Below are 16,548 nucleotides of genomic sequence, written 5' to 3'. Positions count from 1 at the left end.
GGATAAAAATACTTATAGTATCTTTGCAAAATTATTCTTTAAAAGCTATGATTACTAATCTTTCAGACGTCAATCCGAAACATAATATCATTATTAAAGGGGCGAAATTACACAATTTAAAAAATATTGATGTGGTGATCCCCAGAAATAAACTTGTTGTAATTACCGGTTTATCTGGTTCTGGTAAGTCTAGTTTAGCTTTTGATACCTTATATGCTGAAGGGCAACGACGCTATGTTGAAAGTTTGTCAAGTTATGCGCGTCAGTTTTTGGGCAGGCTAAACAAACCAAAAGTTGATTATATTAAAGGTATTGCTCCTGCTATCGCTATTGAACAAAAAGTAAATTCAACAAATCCACGATCGACTGTTGGAACCACAACTGAAATTTATGATTATCTCAAATTATTATTTGCCAGAATAGGCAAAACATACTCTCCTGTATCTGGAAATGAAGTAAAAAAAGATACTGTTACAGATGTTTTAAATTACATCAAGAAGTTCCCTGAAGGTGAAAGATTGTTGCTCCTCGCTCCTATTCATTTGGAAACTGGAAGAGAAATGCAGGATAAACTAAAGGTTTTACAGCAACAGGGTTACGCCAGGATTAAGGTTAATAAGGATGTTTTGAGAATTGATGAAGTAAAAAACTTAACTACCAATGACATTTTTTTAGTAGTCGATAGAATTATTATAAAAGATGAAGAAGATTTTGAAAATAGATTAGCTGACGCCGTTCAGACTGCCTTTTTTGAAGGAAAAGGAGAATGTATCATTGAAACACTAAGTGATAATTCTATAAAACTTTTTAGTAACAAATTTGAACTGGATGGTATTACTTTTCTGGAACCAAACATTCATTTATTTAGTTTTAACAATCCTTATGGAGCCTGTTCAAAATGTGAAGGATATGGAGATATTGTTGGGATTGATGATGATCTAGTGATACCAAATACAGGCTTATCTGTTTATGAGAATGGCATTTTTCCTTGGCGTGGGGAAAGTATGAGCTGTTACAGAGATCAATTGGTCAATAATTCACATAAATTCAATTTTCCCATTCATAAACCTTATTTTGAATTAACAGCAGAACAAAAACAGCTCATTTGGGAAGGTAACCAATATTTTGAAGGTCTTAATTCCTTTTTTGCTGAGCTTGAATCTAAAGCCTATAAAATTCAAAACAGAGTCATGTTATCACGCTACCGGGGTAAAACAAAATGCAAGACCTGTAATGGTAAACGCTTAAGGATAGAAGCTAATTATGTTAAGATTTGTGAATCAACAATCACTGATTTAGTAGAAATGCCTTTAAACAAATTAACCGGCTTTTTTAAGAATTTAGAATTAAATGATTATGATACTAAAATTGCAGACAGGTTATTAAAAGAAATTAATAATAGATTATTGTTCCTTTCAAATGTGGGTCTGGATTATTTAACCTTGAACAGAAAATCAAACACGCTATCCGGTGGAGAAAGTCAACGCATCAATCTGGCGACCTCATTAGGAAGTAGTTTGGTTGGATCCATGTATATTTTAGATGAACCTAGTATTGGCTTGCATCCTAAGGATACTGAACGGTTAATCACGGTTTTAAAATCTTTGAGAGATCTGGGAAATACAGTTATAGTGGTGGAACATGATGAAGATATTATGAAAGCGGCTGATAATATCATTGATATTGGTCCAGAAGCCGGAACCTTTGGCGGTCATGTGGTTGCTCATGGAACCTATGCAGATATCTTAGCTTCAAATTCCTTAACTGCAGGTTACTTAAATGGAACCTTAGAAATTGAAATTCCCAAAACAAGAAGAACTTCTAAATATCACATTGATATAATTGGAGCCCGTGAAAACAACTTAAAAAATATTGATGTCAAGTTTCCACTTGGCATGTTAACAGTGGTTACCGGCGTTTCAGGGAGTGGAAAAAGCACATTGATTAAAAAAATTCTTTATCCTGCACTACAGAAAAAGTTAACAGATTTTGGGCATAAGCCCGGACAGTTTACTAAGCTTGAAGGTAATTTTAGCAATGTCAATCACATTGAGTTTGTAGATCAAAACCCTATTGGAAGGTCTTCGCGTTCTAATCCTGTGACCTACATAAAAGCCTATGATGATATCAGAGCCTTATACGCTAATCAAAAATTAAGTACTATCAGAGCCTATCAGGCTAAACACTTTTCTTTCAACGTAGATGGCGGACGCTGTGAGACTTGCAAAGGCGAAGGTGAAGTAACCATTGAAATGCAATTTATGGCCGATGTGCATCTGGAATGTGAAACGTGCAAAGGAAAAAGATTTAAAAAAGAAGTGCTTGAAGTGACTTTCGCAGATAAAAACATTGATGATATTTTAAATATGACCATTGATGATGCTATTTCTTTTTTTGACACCAAAAAGCAGACTAAAATTAAAAACAAGCTGCAACCTTTACAAGATGTGGGATTGGGGTATGTTACCTTAGGCCAAAGCTCTTCCACCCTTTCCGGTGGCGAAGCACAGCGTATCAAGCTGGCTTCCTTTTTAGGTAAAGGTGCGAATAAGGAAAAAGCGCTTTTTATTTTTGATGAGCCTACTACCGGTCTGCATTTTCATGATATTTTAAAACTTTTAAAATCATTTAATGCGCTTATTGAAAACGGTCATTCCATCATCGTTGTAGAGCACAATTTAGAACTTATTAAATGTGCCGATTACATTATTGATTTAGGTCCTGAAGGCGGAGAAAACGGTGGTCACATTGTCGCTATAGGAACCCCTGAAGCTATAATAAACACACAGTCTTCTATAACTGGAAAATATTTGAAAGAAAAACTAAAAGTTTAAACTGAATTACCTTAGTATTTCGAACTTATTTTATCACATTATTCATTTTTGTCCCCAACAACCCTTTATTATTAATAAAACATAAACGCAGCGGCAAACATCACGCCTATAGCTATTGGTAATACAAATATCATATAGACAAAAGTGACTATACCCGTTTTAAAGAAACTCACTAAATAGCTTTGTTTATAAAAATGCTTTATTGCTAAAAACAAATAGAAGAAAGTAGAAAGTACAATTCCCCAAATTAATCCATCTGGAATTTGCCAAATAAATTTAGCAGCCAATATGATAGTGAAAACAGTAAATAAAAAGGAATAATAATAGAAACTAAAAACCAGATGATGTGCAAATGAGCCTCTCCTCCAGAAAAAGAGTTTTAATATCATAGCAAAAATTGGTAGCAATATAAAAAGTGCAATAGGAACACTATCATAAAAAGTTTGTAATATAGTGCCTCCTTTTTTATTTGTCTGAAATTTAAGTATTTGAGTATACAAACGACGAGTAAGCCAATTTGCATCTTCTTTCATTCCCATTGCTTTAAGTTGCTCTTCAATTGGTGCTTTAGCTTCAATCAATGAATCTACTTTTTTGGAATCATAATTAAAAGTCATTTTAGGGATATCTGCTTCTTTCGAATCTACTCTCATAATAGAATCTAAATTTTTTAATTCTTTGTCGTTAATCCCCGTTACATATTTTGAATCTTTCAAAGGTTTTGTAATATTGGCTATTGTTGCTGAATCTATTGCTTGCGATTTAATCGTGTCTGCGATTTTTTCGTGTTCAAACTCTTTTTCCAAAACTTTATCTAAAGATTCCACTTGATCACGCACATTAAATGAAAACAGAAAAAAGAATACAACCGAAATAAACAAATACATTTGGGCAGGGTGCAAATAAAGAAGGCGTTTCCCTTCCAAAAACCGCTTGGCTAAATACCCGGGTTTAAGCATTAAAGGAATAAAGCTTTTGAAAAAACGGGCATCAAAAGAAAAATAATTACTTATAGTATTGTAAAATAAGATACCTATGGTAAGTTCTTCATTTGATTTTTGTCCACAATGCGGACAAAACTCAAAACTTTCGTTAAATTCCTTTTCACAATTTTTACAAGTCACCATGTTTTTTTCCATAAAATAATCTCTTTGGTTATAAAAATATAAAAAAGTACTTAATTAAGTTAAACGTTTACTCCAAACAAATAGCCTACAGCAGCTGTAATTCCCATGGCTATAGTGCCCCAAAACACAATTCTAAGAACCGCTTTAAACACATTGGAGCCTCCTGTTTTAGCCGCAAGTGCTCCTAAAATAATTAAAAATAATATGGCTGATGCATAAAGATAATATTCCATGTTTTTTAAAGGAAAAAATACAGTGACTAGAAAAGGAAGTACCCCTCCAAGAGTAAATGAAGCCCCCGATGCCAATGCCGCCTGAATTGGTTTGGCTTGGCTGATTTCGTTGATACCCAATTCATCTCTCACATGCGCCCCTAAAGCATCATGAGCTGTAAATTCTTTAGCTACCATTAAAGCTGTCTCTTTTTTTAAGCCGCGCTGTTCATAAATTTCTGCCAGTCTCATTAACTCTATTTCTGGCATTTCTTTCAACTCTACTATTTCTCTTTCAATATCAGACTTTTCTATATCTGTTTGAGAACTTACAGAAACATATTCGCCGGCAGCCATTGATAGCGCACCCGCAACAAGCCCCGCTAAAGTGGCTAATACCACAGGATCTCTAACATCACTAGCGGCAGCAACCCCAATGGCGATACTGGCTGTTGACAAAATACCATCATTAGCACCAAGCACAGCGGCTCTTAACCAGTTACTACGGTGTATATAATGATTATCTAAATAATTATCTGCATTACTAATGTGGTCTTCCATTATTTTTGAATAATTTAATAATTTTTCAAATACCCCTAAAAGCTGATTAAAGCTATTTCTGTATGAATATATAAAAAATAGAATTATAGCTTAGTCCTACTAATTTAACCATTTTTTATGTAATAAAATAGAGTCCTGTTTAATTACTGAAAATAGCCAGTTTTAAGTTCAAAATATTTTGTGGCACGCTGTTTGTAATTAACCTATTGTCTCACAATTAAAACTGACAATTATGAAAAGAACAATATTATTAGCAAGTTTAATTCTTATGGGAATTACTGCTACAGCAACGACAAACAAATCAATTAACAACAGTGAAAATGCTACAACTTTTATTAATGGTTATGGTAATTCGTTCATATTTGTAGAAGGTGGCATTGAATTTTCTGTATTTCCTGATGGTCAGTTTGATTTTAACATTTTGAACAACAGGTCTAACCTAAATGTATCCATAGGATCTCCTAATCTGAATGTTAGTTTTAATTCTGGTTATGATTATAATACGTATGTTCAGTATGATGAATATGGCGCGGTTATCCAAATAGAAAACGTCCCAATTTATTATGATTATTACGGACGTATTTCACAAGCAGGCAATGTCAATATTAACTATAATAATTATGGTTATATTTCAAGAGTTGGTGGTCTTTATGTTCATTACAACAGACACAACGTCTTTTCACATTGTTCAGGATATATAAACACTTATAATAGGTTTTATGTATACAGACCTTGGCATAATTATTACAGCGTTCCATCTTATAACTACTGTGTTGTTTATAACAGACCTTACAGACAATATTATAATCCAGTTAGATATTCTTATAATAGACCATTTCATAATAACTATAGACCAACGACATCAGTTGCAACAAGACGAGGAAAAACTATTGAAAGAAATAGAAGTTATGCAACGGCCAATAGAAGTTATAATGATACAAGACGAGATAATTCTAAAATAAAATCAAATTCTAATAATAGAAGAGAGTTGGCACGTTCAGAAAATAATCGAAACACGAGTCGAAATGACAACAGAGTGAATAATAAAGTTGTCAACAGAGATAATAATAATTCGAAAAGAGATTATTCTCAATTAAATGACAATAGAAGGTCAAATGAAACCGTTAATAGAAATAGCAGTGGTAATAAAACGAGATCTAATGAGGTAGTTAGACAACGAAATAATTCAGTAAAACAACAACCAAAAACCTCAAATACTCGTACATATAATAAAACAATAACTAGAAATACGCCGCAAGTTGCAGAGCGTTCTAATCAAAACAGAACTTCAAAAGCACAAAGCCAAAATAATTCTAGAAACAGTAATAATAAAGCGTCTGACGCAAAAAGAAGACGTTAATAAATTTGGTTGGTTAGTTGGAAAGCCCTGCGATATGTTTGCCTCAAAGCAACTTCGCAGGGTTTTCTGTTTTTATTGAATACCAACACGTTTTAATAGAGTATCTAAAATCTTAGAAACATCATCAGAAAGTTTAAACACGTAAACTACGAACCCATAGAAAGCTGTAAACAATATTGTTTTTAATGCAATATTTATAATGGCATGAAATGGAAATTCCCAAAAATAAAATACGGCAACACAGATTAAAATAAGAAAGGTGGTTTTTAATGTTTCTATGGTAAATGGCGTGATTTTAAAAGCATATTTCACAAATAAAATTTTAGCACTATTATAGGCAACAACAGCAATAAAGGTGGCGAATGCTGAACCATTGATTCCGTAGATAGGTATAAAAATCATATTTAATCCAATGGTTGTGATCACTAAAAACACACCTAACAATAATACCATTCTATAATAATCACTATTAAACAAAATGGCATTACTGTTCCCTAATAAATTATCTATAAGTTTAGAGATTCCGATTAAAATGACAATTAACAATCCCCCACTAAATTTTTCCGGAATAAGCAAGTATAATTCATTAATATTCAGAATAATTACCAGAAAAATAAAGCCTCCTATGATATATAAATTTAAAGAGCTTTTTTTGTATAATTTTTCTAATTCAATCGTGTTATTTTCATTTAATAATTTAGCGGTTACTGGACTAATGATCTGGTGTAAAGATCTCAGTGGAACCCCTATCACACTTGCAATATATATAGCAACTCCGTAATAAGCTACTTTTTCTATATCAACATAATAACCCAACATAAATTTATCAATTTCTAAAATTAAATTAGCTACAGAACCTGCTACAATAATCAAAGCGGTATATTTTAATACCCGTGACAAACTTTTAAACCGGTGAAATTTTAAAACAGGTTGCCTTAAACTAAAAGCATAAATTGCCATAAGAAGCATGCGCAAAAAATAAATCCCGACGATGCCATCAATCAGCTCTTCAACGTTTATCCACTCAAAATACAGGCAAAATAATAAAATGGTAGTTCCCAATCTGTGGAATACTTCTTTCATAAAATTTCCCCAAACACTTTGCATCTGCACTCTGCTCCAAGCATAAAACACTTCAAAATAGGCAAAGTTGATCGCAGAAATATATATGAGCCAATAATAGTCCTTAATAATTGCGTTTTTTTGAGAGAGCCAATTACTGATAACTTCAAATGAGAACTGCCCGATGAGCCCTAAAGGTATGATAATCGCTAAAGGTAAAAATAGCATTAAGGTTAAAAAACTGTTTTGAGACTGCCTTGTCTTAAAAATTGTATAAAACTTAATAATCGTATTATTTGTACCAAACGCCATTAAAGGCATCATAATATTTGCTGTAGAGAGCATAAAGGTGATGAGCCCAAAATAAGTGTCACTAATAAAATTGGTAAATAAAAACAGAACGTTGATAGCTCCTATTCCAAAACCCAGATAGGTAGTGACCGTATTTTTAATAGATTGTGACGCAACGATTCCCATTATATTAATTTAGATAAAGATTCTGTTAGAAATTTTCTGTGATACTTTTGCAATCCAATTGGGTTGGTGCGTAATTCCCCTTTTTTAAATGCCTTATAATGATTTAAGATAATATTTTTTAAAACGTTATAATCATCATAGTATAAATAGTCGCCTGTATTGGTTTCCTTTATAATGGTTTCAACATCTGATGCTTTTGGACCAATGGCAATAATAGGTCTGCCAGAGACCATATATTCGAATAATTTTCCGGGGATGATGCATTTAGTATCTTCAGAATCTATTTCAATCAACAAGAGTATTTGAGATTTTTTTTGAAACATAATAGCTTCTTTATGTGACACATAACCCACATTATTAATATAATTACTTAAATTATTTTTATCAATGGAATCAAGTATATTTTCACTGATGAGTCCCACAAAATTAAGCTGAAGATCTAAAGAAAAATCTTCGTTTTCTTTAATGATATCATTTAATACTTTCCATAAGACCTCAGGATTTCGTTTTGAAAGTAATGAGCCAATATGAGATATGGTGAATTTAATATCTAATGTCACTTTTTCAGAGGGCACCATATCATAGCCATTGGTAATGACATGAATTGGCTTATTGGTGATGCTTTTAAATTCTTCTTTTGTAACCAAACTGGTGACAATAACTTGATCAGCACCTGTTAAAACCTCCTTCTCTAATAATTTGTGTTTTTGTTGAGATCTTTTGGTTAACCTTAACTCCTTATGATAACCAATGCTCGTCCATGGATCTCTGAAGTCCGCTATCCACTTCACTCCTAGCTGTTTTTTTAATCGCAACCCTGTGAGGTGCAAACTATGTGGTGGTCCGGTAGTAATGATGGTTTGTATCTTTTCATTTTCAATATATTCTGATAGAAACTTTACTGACGGAATTACCCAACCTATACGTGCATCAGGTATAAAGAGATTGCCTCTTACCCAAAGCATGATTTTTTCTAATAAATTTTGATTGTTTGCCTCTAAAATAATACCTCTACTGATGTCTTTTGATTTTTTGTTGGAAAGAATTTGCGCAAATTTATAAGGCTCAGAAATGGGTTGTTTTATAATTTTGAGGTCTGGAGGAACTTCACTCAGAATACTTGTATCAATGATGGGGTAATTTGGGTTCTCAGGGACGTAGACAATGGGTTCTATATTGAATTCGGGTAGATACTTAACGAATTTTAACCAACGCTGCACGCCCGGCCCTCCGGCAGGTGGCCAATAATAGGTTATAATGAGTGCTTTTTTACGCACTGTCATTCTTTTTTTGCTTAAGTTGATATAGTAAACCTAAAATTACCAAAATACCAACTAAAATGGAGCTCCCTAAAGAAATGGCGCTGCCTGTTTTTACAACTTCCGGATCAAATTTAAACTCAATGATATGTTCACCAGCAGGAATTTCCATGCCTCTCAAGGTATAATTTACACGCATATGAGTCGTTTCTTGACCATCTAAGAAAGTCTTCCATCCCTTAGGATAATAAATTTCAGAAAAGACCACAAAACCTTCATGCTTATTTTTTGACAAATATTTTAAATAGTTTGGTTGGTGTTTAATAAGTTTTATTGAAGCTAAAGAATCCAGACTATAATTATCTTTTAGGCTGTTAATTTCTAAGTTATATACAGCCTTGTTTTTATTGTCTAAATTTTCTAATGCTAATATTTCCTCATTTGCAGAATTAACTTTTTCTAAAGATTTGATAAACCACGCGTTGCCGTTAGCCTCTTCATTGGTATATGGAAAAACAGCACCCAAACTATCTTGAACTATAATATATTTAGTATTAAGCATGTTAAGTACCTTTAAGTTGTTTTTGACCACATAAAAATCAAACAACTCACTATAACGCTTTAATTCAGCCGCATTATACCCATTTAACGAATTATGAAAATAGGATGGTTTTGCAGCACCGCCTACTAAATCGAATACACGATAATAGCTGGTATCTTGTAAAATGTATTTATCGGCTTCATTTGCCACAAAAGGCTTGTTTACCTGAATTGAAGAAACAAAATCGTCATTATTGACATAGCGTCTATCTACCCCAACAAGATCAAACAATATTAGAATTCCAAAAATTACGATAGCCCATTTTTCTTTTAACTTATCTTTTAAATACATATAAATTGTACCTGCAGAAAGCAAAACCAAAACAAGAGTTCTTATTGTATCTTGATTAAAAATAGTTTTTCGGTCTTCTTTAATAGCTTCAATAAATGCTTGTCCGTAATTCTGACGATAAAACCCATCATTAACTCCCACAAAATCGAATAATGAAGTTTTAAACAATAAGAAAACCAATGATATACCACCCGTAATTATTGCTGTGTATTTTAGTGCTTTAAACTTTTGGTCCTTATTTTCGTTAGCATTAAATACTTTTACTAATCCCATAACAGCCAAAACAGGAATACATAATTCTAAGATAACCTGAATAGAGGTCACGGCTCTAAACTTATTATAAAGTGGAATATGATCAATAAAGAAATCGGTTAAAAATCCTAAATTTTTTCCGTAGGATAATAGTAAGGCAAAAACAGAACCACCAACAAGCCACCATTTTAAGCGGCCATTAACTAAAAATAAAGCAAGAACAAAAAGAAATAACACGACGGCTCCAACATAAGCAGGTGCTTCAACTATGGGCTGATCTCCCCAATACATAGGCGCTCGTTTAGACTCTTCTAAAGCTTGTGCCGGGGTTGCACCCAGTGTTCTAAAAGCGGTATACGTTTTGGAGTCCTTTCCAACATCTTCTCCATTACCACCACCCATAAATCTGGGTATAAACAAATTGAATGTTTCGGCAAAACCATAACTAAACTGGGTAATATAATCTCTATCTAAACCAGAAGTTACTTCTTTTGAAGAACCATCAGGATTAATGCTCAGTTCGCTTTTTCCTCGTGTACTTTCTTTAACATATTCCTTTGTAGCCAATACGTTAGTTGCGTTAAGGGCCACAGATATAATTACAGCGACAAGTAAAATACCAAAAACCTTAAAATAATGCCTTAAATCTTGATTTCTATAAGCATCAACTAAATAGACAACGCCTAAAATAATAACCAAAAACATTAAATAATAGGTCATTTGAAAATGATTCGCTACCAATTCTAAACCCATAGCTAGGGTGGTCAGCAAAAAGCCAGAGATATATTTCCTCTGAAAGGTTAGCAAGATACCACTTAAAACTAATGGCATGTAAGCAATAGCGTGTGCTTTACTATTATGACCAACGCCCAAAATAATAATTAAATAAGTAGAAAATCCAAAAGCAAGCGCCCCAAGCGTTGCCAGTTTAAAATCAACCTTTAAAACTAACAGAAGTATATAGAAGCTAAAAAAATATAAAAATAAATAGTCGGCGGGTCTAGGTAAAAAACGAAGCGTTAAATCTAATTTCTTAATATAATTGTGAGGGTATTTGGCCCCTAACTGATAGGTTGGCATTCCCGCAAAAGCACTATTAGTCCAATACGTTTCTTTTCCGGTTTCAGCTCTAAAATCACTTTGTTGTTTACTCATGCCAATATATTGCATGATATCACTCTGAAAAATTTGTTTGCCTTGAAGAACTGGACTAAAATATAATAATGAAATTATGACAAAACCTACTAAAACTAATAGGTGTGGCAGTACTCGTTTTATGGAAAATTGCATGAATTTGGATTAAAATCTATGATTCCGAAAATTAATCAATTTCTTCGTAATCAATATAGTCTCCTACGTTTTTATTTGAAGATTTAGTGTTTGGAACTTTATCAATTGTGACTTCACCTTCTTTTCTAGGTGGTTCATTTTGTTTTTGAGATGGCCCTCCAAAACGCTCTTCTGCTTTTTTCGCAACAAATTTTATTAATAATGGTGCAAACAGCCTAGATAGTACTTTTAAAACATAATAAATTACTAATATGATTAGTATCGTTCTAATAAACCCAGTTGCAGATGCAAATTGTAGCATAAATTAATTTTTAACAAAAATACAATTCTATACTTTTAAAAAACAGTCAAAAATGATAAAAAAACTATAAAATCTCTATATTTGAATACCTTTAATCAGGCACTTAATAAATTGTCTTATAATTTTATAATGCTATAAAATTCAAAAACCTAAATTATGAAGCTAATCAAATCTACCTTCTTATTTATCTTATGCCTATCATCTTTAAAAACCTTTAGTCAATATACAGATGTCATAAATTCAAACAGACCTGGCGTTTCTAGAAGTGCCTTTTCAGTTGGGACGAATGTGGCACAATTTGAAATTGGTCCTTATATACTTAATGAAAAACGAACACCAGCAACAAAAACAGAAGTTTCTGGATTCGGAATAGATTTCGCTGCTCGATATGGCCTTTTATGGGAACAGTTAGAGCTAAATATTGAAGGAACCTATCAAAACGACACTAAAACATATTTTTCAAGCATTGCTTTTGATGAACCCCGTTCTAATTTTAAATTTGTAACCATAGGGGCAAAATATTTAATCTACGACCCTTACAAGAATTCTGAAAATGAAAAACCAAATCTATATAGCTGGAAAGCAAATCACAGCTTTAAGTGGAATTCATTAATTCCTGCGGTTTCAGTTTATGCAGGAGCTAATTATGACACAAAAAACAACCCATATACTGCTCAAGGGATAGAAGGTTTTAGTCCTAAGATTATGATTGCAACACAGAATAATTTAGCTGGAGGCTGGGTTTTTGTAATGAATTTTATAAAAGATAGAATAGGTACCGATCAATCAGATTTTCAATATATATTGACACTTACCCATTCATTTAGCCCAAAATGGGTAATATTTGGAGAAACTCAGGGAATTCAAAGTGATTTTTATGCGGATAATCTTTTTAGATTTGGCGGTGCTTATTTATGGGGTAAAGATTTCCAATTGGATTCAGCCGTAACCTTCAATACCAAAGACACCCCTTCCGTTTTTAGCGTTAATTTAGGGGCTTCCTTCAGATTGGATTTCCATAAAGACAAAGAGATTGATAATGGCAACTCTGCCAAACAGGAAGGAGAAAGAAAATCCAGAGGTAAAAAAACAACGAAAGTTATAGAGGACTACAATAAGAAACATAAAAGGAAAAAAGAAGATTTTTAATAACGATACAGATATCTCATTATAGAATGATTACAATCAAAGAAGTGAAAACTCAAAAGGAATTAAAGGAGTTTGTTAAATTTCCTTTTAAGTTATATAAAAACTCAAAATATTGGGTCCCTCCTATTATTAGTCAAGAAATTAAAACTTTTAACAAAAAGGAGAATCCGGTTTTTAAGGATGCTGAAGCTCGATTTTTCTTAGCATATAAAAATGACGAATTGGTTGGTCGCATTGCGGCAATTATTAATTGGTTAGAGGTGAAAAATCAAAACCAAAAGAAAATGCGCTTTGGCTGGTTTGATTTTATTGATGACTTGGATGTTTCCAAAGCCTTATTTTCTAAAATTGAAGATATTGGAAAGGAAAATAATTTAGAATATGCTGAAGGTCCTGTTGGTTTTTCAAATTTAGATAAGGTTGGTGTTGTAACTGAAGGTTATGATGCTATTGCGCCCATGATTACCTGGTATAACCATCCCTATTATGCCAAACACTATGAAGCGGCACACTATAAAATTGAAAAATCATATTCCGAAAGTAGATTCCCTTTTGCAAATGTTAAACCTGAGACCTTTTTAAAAGCTCAGGAATTAATTAAGAAGCGTTATAATTTAACAGCTTTATCATTTACCAAAACGTCTGAGGTGATGCCTTATGTAGATAAAATGTTTGATTTATTTAATACGTCATACGCCTCATTATCATCATTTGTGGCAATCACTGATATTCAGAAAGATTATTTTAAGAAAAAATTTATAAGTTTTGTGAATCCCGAATACATCAAATTCATCATTGATAAGGATGATAATTTAATTGGTTTTGCCATCGTTTTACCGGCTTTTGCTAAAGCATTGCAAAAAGCTCAGGGCAAATTATTCCCATTTGGATTTTTACACATTCTTGATGCGAAAAAAAACAGTAAAGACGTGATCTTTTATTTAATTGGTATTGATCCTGAATACCAAAACAAAGGTGTTCACGCCGTTATTTTTAATGAATATTATAATGTTTTTACTAAAAAAGGGATTCAAACGTGCTACAGAACGCCTGAGTTAGAAGACAATTATGCGATACATCAAATTTGGAAACATTTTTCTCCTGAAGTATACAGAAGAAGAAAAACATTTAGAAAAACTTTATAAAAAAAAGAGCCACTTTTTGAGTGGCTCTTTTTTTTGTCATATATTATTATTCACCCATGGCGGCCATAACTGCCGCTGACAAACGCTTATAGGTACCGTTTTCCAGTCTTGACCTTATGGCATCAAAAGCATCAAGAGTAATTCGTACATCTTCTAAAGTATGTGTAGCTGTAGGTATTAATCTTAATAAGATTAAACCTTTAGGAATAACCGGGTATACCACTATTGAGCAGAATATTCCAAAATTTTCCCTTAAATCTTTTACTAAAGCCATTGCCTCAGGAATACTACCTTCTAAATATACTGGGGTTACACAACTTTGAGTAGTGCCAATATCAAATCCTCTTTCTTTAAGACCTGATTGTAATGCATTGACATTCTCCCATAACTTATTTTTTAGTTCTGGCATTGTTTTAAGCATTTCTAAACGCTTGCGTGCCCCTACTACCAATTGCATTTGTAAAGATTTTGCAAACATTTGAGAACGTAAATTATATTTTAAATAATCAATGATTTCTTTATCAGCAGCAATAAAAGCACCCGTACCAGCCATTGATTTCGCGAAAGTTGCAAAATACACATCAATATCATCCTGCACGCCTTGTTCTTCACCCGCTCCAGCACCCGTTTTCCCTAAGGTTCCAAAACCATGAGCATCATCTACCAAAAACCTAAAGTTATATTTCTTCTTTAATGCAGCTATTTCTTTTAATTTTCCTTGTTCACCACGCATACCAAACACGCCTTCAGAAATAACCAAAATACCTCCTCCAGTTTGTTCTGCCATTTTTGTGGCTCTATCTAGATTCTTTTCTAAACTTTCAACATCATTATGCTTATACGTAAAACGTTTTCCCATATGCAAACGCACACCATCAATGATGCAAGCATGCGCATCTACATCATAAACAATAATATCATTTTTATTAACTAAGGCATCAATGGTTGAAACCATCCCTTGATAACCAAAATTCAAAAGATAAGCTGCTTCTTTATTAACAAATTCAGCTAATTCATTTTGTAATATTTCATGAAGACCTGTGTGACCAGACATCATACGTGCTCCCATCGGATAGGCCGAACCATAAGCTGCTCCTGCTTCAGCATCTACTTTTCTAACCTCAGGATGATTGGCTAAACCTAAATAATCATTAATACTCCAGGTAATCACGTCTTTACCCTGGAACTTCATACGGTTAGAGATTTGACCTTCTAATTTTGGGAATACAAAATATCCTTCAGCTTGTGATGCCCACTTTCCTAGCGGTCCTTTATCCTTATAAATTTTTTCAAATAAATCTTTCATTAATATTTATGTTAATGCTATTAAAAAATTCAATATAACTTCTAATGAAAAGAGTCAGGTTACATAAAATTTGAAAATTATCAAGCGCAACCTTTAAAGCTTTATATTCTTAGTTAGTTGGAGCAAAATTAAATATTTATATTGTTTGCACATAATTTTTACTCCGGAATTATTAATAAAATAAAAAAAGAGATAGCAATTTGTTTTTTCACAATACTATCTCTTTAATATCTATGGAGATTACTCTATTTTATGTATTCAATACTTTGCGCTGCTTCTACATTTATGCTATCAAAAAAGCCTTGTTCTTTCATCCATTTATCACTATATATTTTACTCATATAACGTGATCCATGATCTGGAAAAATAACCACTACATAATCATTCTTCTTAAAACGTCCTTCTTCTCCTAATTGCTTAATAGCCTGCATAGCCGCTCCAGAGGTGTATCCCACAAATAAGCCCTCCGTTTTGGCGATTAGTCTCGCCGTATGGGCGCTTTCTTCATCGGTAACTTTGACAAATTCATCAATGGTATCAAAATCGGTCGCTGTTGGAATTAAATTCTTTCCAAGTCCTTCAATTCGGTATGGATAAATCTCTTGCTCGTCAAATTCTTTGGTTTCATGATATTTTTTAATAACTGAACCAAAGGCATCTACACCAATAACTTGAATATTAGGATTTTGCTCCTTTAAATATTTAGCAGTACCTGAAATAGTACCACCGGTACCACTACAAGCGATCAAATGCGTTATGTTGCCTTCTGTTTGGTTCCAGATTTCCGGACCCGTTGATGCATAATGGGCATCTATATTAAGTTGATTAAAATATTGATTAATATATACAGACCCTTTTATTTCACTATGCAACCTTTTAGCTACTTCATAATAAGATCTAGGATCATCTGCACTCACATGCGCCGGGCAAACATATACCTTTGCTCCCATGGTTTTAAGCATGTCAATTTTATCTGCTGAAGATTTAGAACTTACCGCTAAAACACAATCATATCCTTTAATGATACTAACCATAGCTATACTGAAACCAGTATTTCCAGAGGTAGTTTCAATAATGGTATCTCCAGGACTTAAAATCCCTTGTTTTTCTGCTTGCTCAATGATGTAAAGTGCTATTCTATCTTTTGAAGAGTGACCTGGATTAAAAGATTCTACCTTTGCGTAGAAATTTCCTTCAAACTGTGAGGCCATTTTATTAAGTTTAATAAGTGGTGTTTTACCTACCAAATCTAATACATTGTCAAAAACCTGATTTCTGTGTTTCATAAATGCTTTTTACAAGACACTTTAACTAAGTAAAA

General features: G+C 32.9%; 12 protein-coding genes. 4 read left to right on the top strand and 8 right to left on the bottom strand.

Annotated features, from left to right (window positions below; all coding sequences use genetic code 11):
* Nucleotides 1-47: 47 nt before the first annotated feature.
* Entirely contained in the window at nucleotides 48-2,834 is a 2,787-nt protein-coding gene (gene uvrA, locus V8G56_RS10725; RefSeq protein WP_395438449.1) for an excinuclease ABC subunit UvrA, read from the top strand.
* 71 nt (nucleotides 2,835-2,905) lie between these two features.
* Here the strand turns inward: uvrA and V8G56_RS10720 are convergent, their stop codons facing one another.
* On the bottom strand, nucleotides 2,906-3,973 hold the full coding sequence (locus V8G56_RS10720) for a DUF3667 domain-containing protein (protein ID WP_395438448.1): 1,068 nt from the start codon (nucleotides 3,971-3,973) through the stop codon (nucleotides 2,906-2,908).
* A 47-nt stretch (nucleotides 3,974-4,020) separates the two neighbouring features.
* Nucleotides 4,021-4,734: a VIT1/CCC1 transporter family protein gene (locus V8G56_RS10715; RefSeq protein WP_395438447.1), complete on the bottom strand. Its 714-nt coding sequence runs from the start codon at nucleotides 4,732-4,734 to the stop codon at nucleotides 4,021-4,023.
* A 232-nt stretch (nucleotides 4,735-4,966) separates the two neighbouring features.
* Between V8G56_RS10715 and V8G56_RS10710 the strand changes: the two genes are divergently transcribed.
* Nucleotides 4,967-6,094 (top strand): hypothetical protein, encoded by a 1,128-nt coding sequence (locus V8G56_RS10710; protein ID WP_395438446.1) that lies wholly within the window; start codon nucleotides 4,967-4,969, stop codon nucleotides 6,092-6,094.
* A 72-nt stretch (nucleotides 6,095-6,166) separates the two neighbouring features.
* Here V8G56_RS10710 and V8G56_RS10705 read toward each other — a convergent pair whose 3' ends face one another.
* Genes V8G56_RS10705 through V8G56_RS10690 form a run of 4 tightly spaced genes read right to left on the bottom strand, consistent with a single transcriptional unit; the run spans nucleotide 6,167 to nucleotide 11,627 of the window.
* Nucleotides 6,167-7,633 (bottom strand): lipopolysaccharide biosynthesis protein, encoded by a 1,467-nt coding sequence (locus V8G56_RS10705; RefSeq protein WP_395438445.1) that lies wholly within the window; start codon nucleotides 7,631-7,633, stop codon nucleotides 6,167-6,169.
* Nucleotides 7,633-8,916, bottom strand: a complete 1,284-nt coding sequence (locus tag V8G56_RS10700; RefSeq protein WP_395438444.1) for a glycosyltransferase — start codon at nucleotides 8,914-8,916, stop codon at nucleotides 7,633-7,635. The genes V8G56_RS10705 and V8G56_RS10700 overlap by 1 nt, the downstream gene beginning before the upstream one ends.
* On the bottom strand, nucleotides 8,903-11,326 hold the full coding sequence (locus tag V8G56_RS10695) for a YfhO family protein (RefSeq protein WP_395438443.1): 2,424 nt from the start codon (nucleotides 11,324-11,326) through the stop codon (nucleotides 8,903-8,905). Before V8G56_RS10695 ends, V8G56_RS10700 begins: the two co-directional genes overlap by 14 nt.
* A gap of 31 nt (nucleotides 11,327-11,357) precedes the next feature.
* The gene (locus V8G56_RS10690; RefSeq protein ID WP_395438442.1) at nucleotides 11,358-11,627 is read right to left on the bottom strand and encodes a DUF4834 family protein; all 270 of its coding nucleotides are present in this window, start codon (nucleotides 11,625-11,627) and stop codon (nucleotides 11,358-11,360) included.
* Between the two features lie 156 nt (nucleotides 11,628-11,783).
* On the opposite strand from V8G56_RS10690, the gene V8G56_RS10685 reads away from it, so the two are divergent.
* Together V8G56_RS10685 and V8G56_RS10680 are read left to right on the top strand one after the other, a co-directional pair.
* Nucleotides 11,784-12,776 (top strand): transporter, encoded by a 993-nt coding sequence (locus V8G56_RS10685; RefSeq protein ID WP_395438441.1) that lies wholly within the window; start codon nucleotides 11,784-11,786, stop codon nucleotides 12,774-12,776.
* A 26-nt stretch (nucleotides 12,777-12,802) separates the two neighbouring features.
* A complete protein-coding gene (locus V8G56_RS10680) occupies nucleotides 12,803-13,921 on the top strand; it encodes a GTP cyclohydrolase (RefSeq protein WP_395438440.1) in 1,119 nt (372 codons plus the stop codon).
* A gap of 46 nt (nucleotides 13,922-13,967) precedes the next feature.
* Here the strand turns inward: V8G56_RS10680 and V8G56_RS10675 are convergent, their stop codons facing one another.
* On the bottom strand, nucleotides 13,968-15,227 hold the full coding sequence (locus V8G56_RS10675; RefSeq protein WP_395438439.1) for an aminotransferase class I/II-fold pyridoxal phosphate-dependent enzyme: 1,260 nt from the start codon (nucleotides 15,225-15,227) through the stop codon (nucleotides 13,968-13,970).
* Between the two features lie 245 nt (nucleotides 15,228-15,472).
* On the bottom strand, nucleotides 15,473-16,513 hold the full coding sequence (locus tag V8G56_RS10670; RefSeq protein WP_395438438.1) for a PLP-dependent cysteine synthase family protein: 1,041 nt from the start codon (nucleotides 16,511-16,513) through the stop codon (nucleotides 15,473-15,475).
* Nucleotides 16,514-16,548: the final 35 nt, after the last annotated feature.

The sequence above is a fragment of the Gaetbulibacter aquiaggeris genome (assembly GCF_044003965.1).
Classification (GTDB): Bacteria; Bacteroidota; Bacteroidia; order Flavobacteriales; family Flavobacteriaceae; genus Yeosuana; species Yeosuana aquiaggeris.
This window is presented reverse-complemented; position numbering and strand designations above follow the sequence as displayed.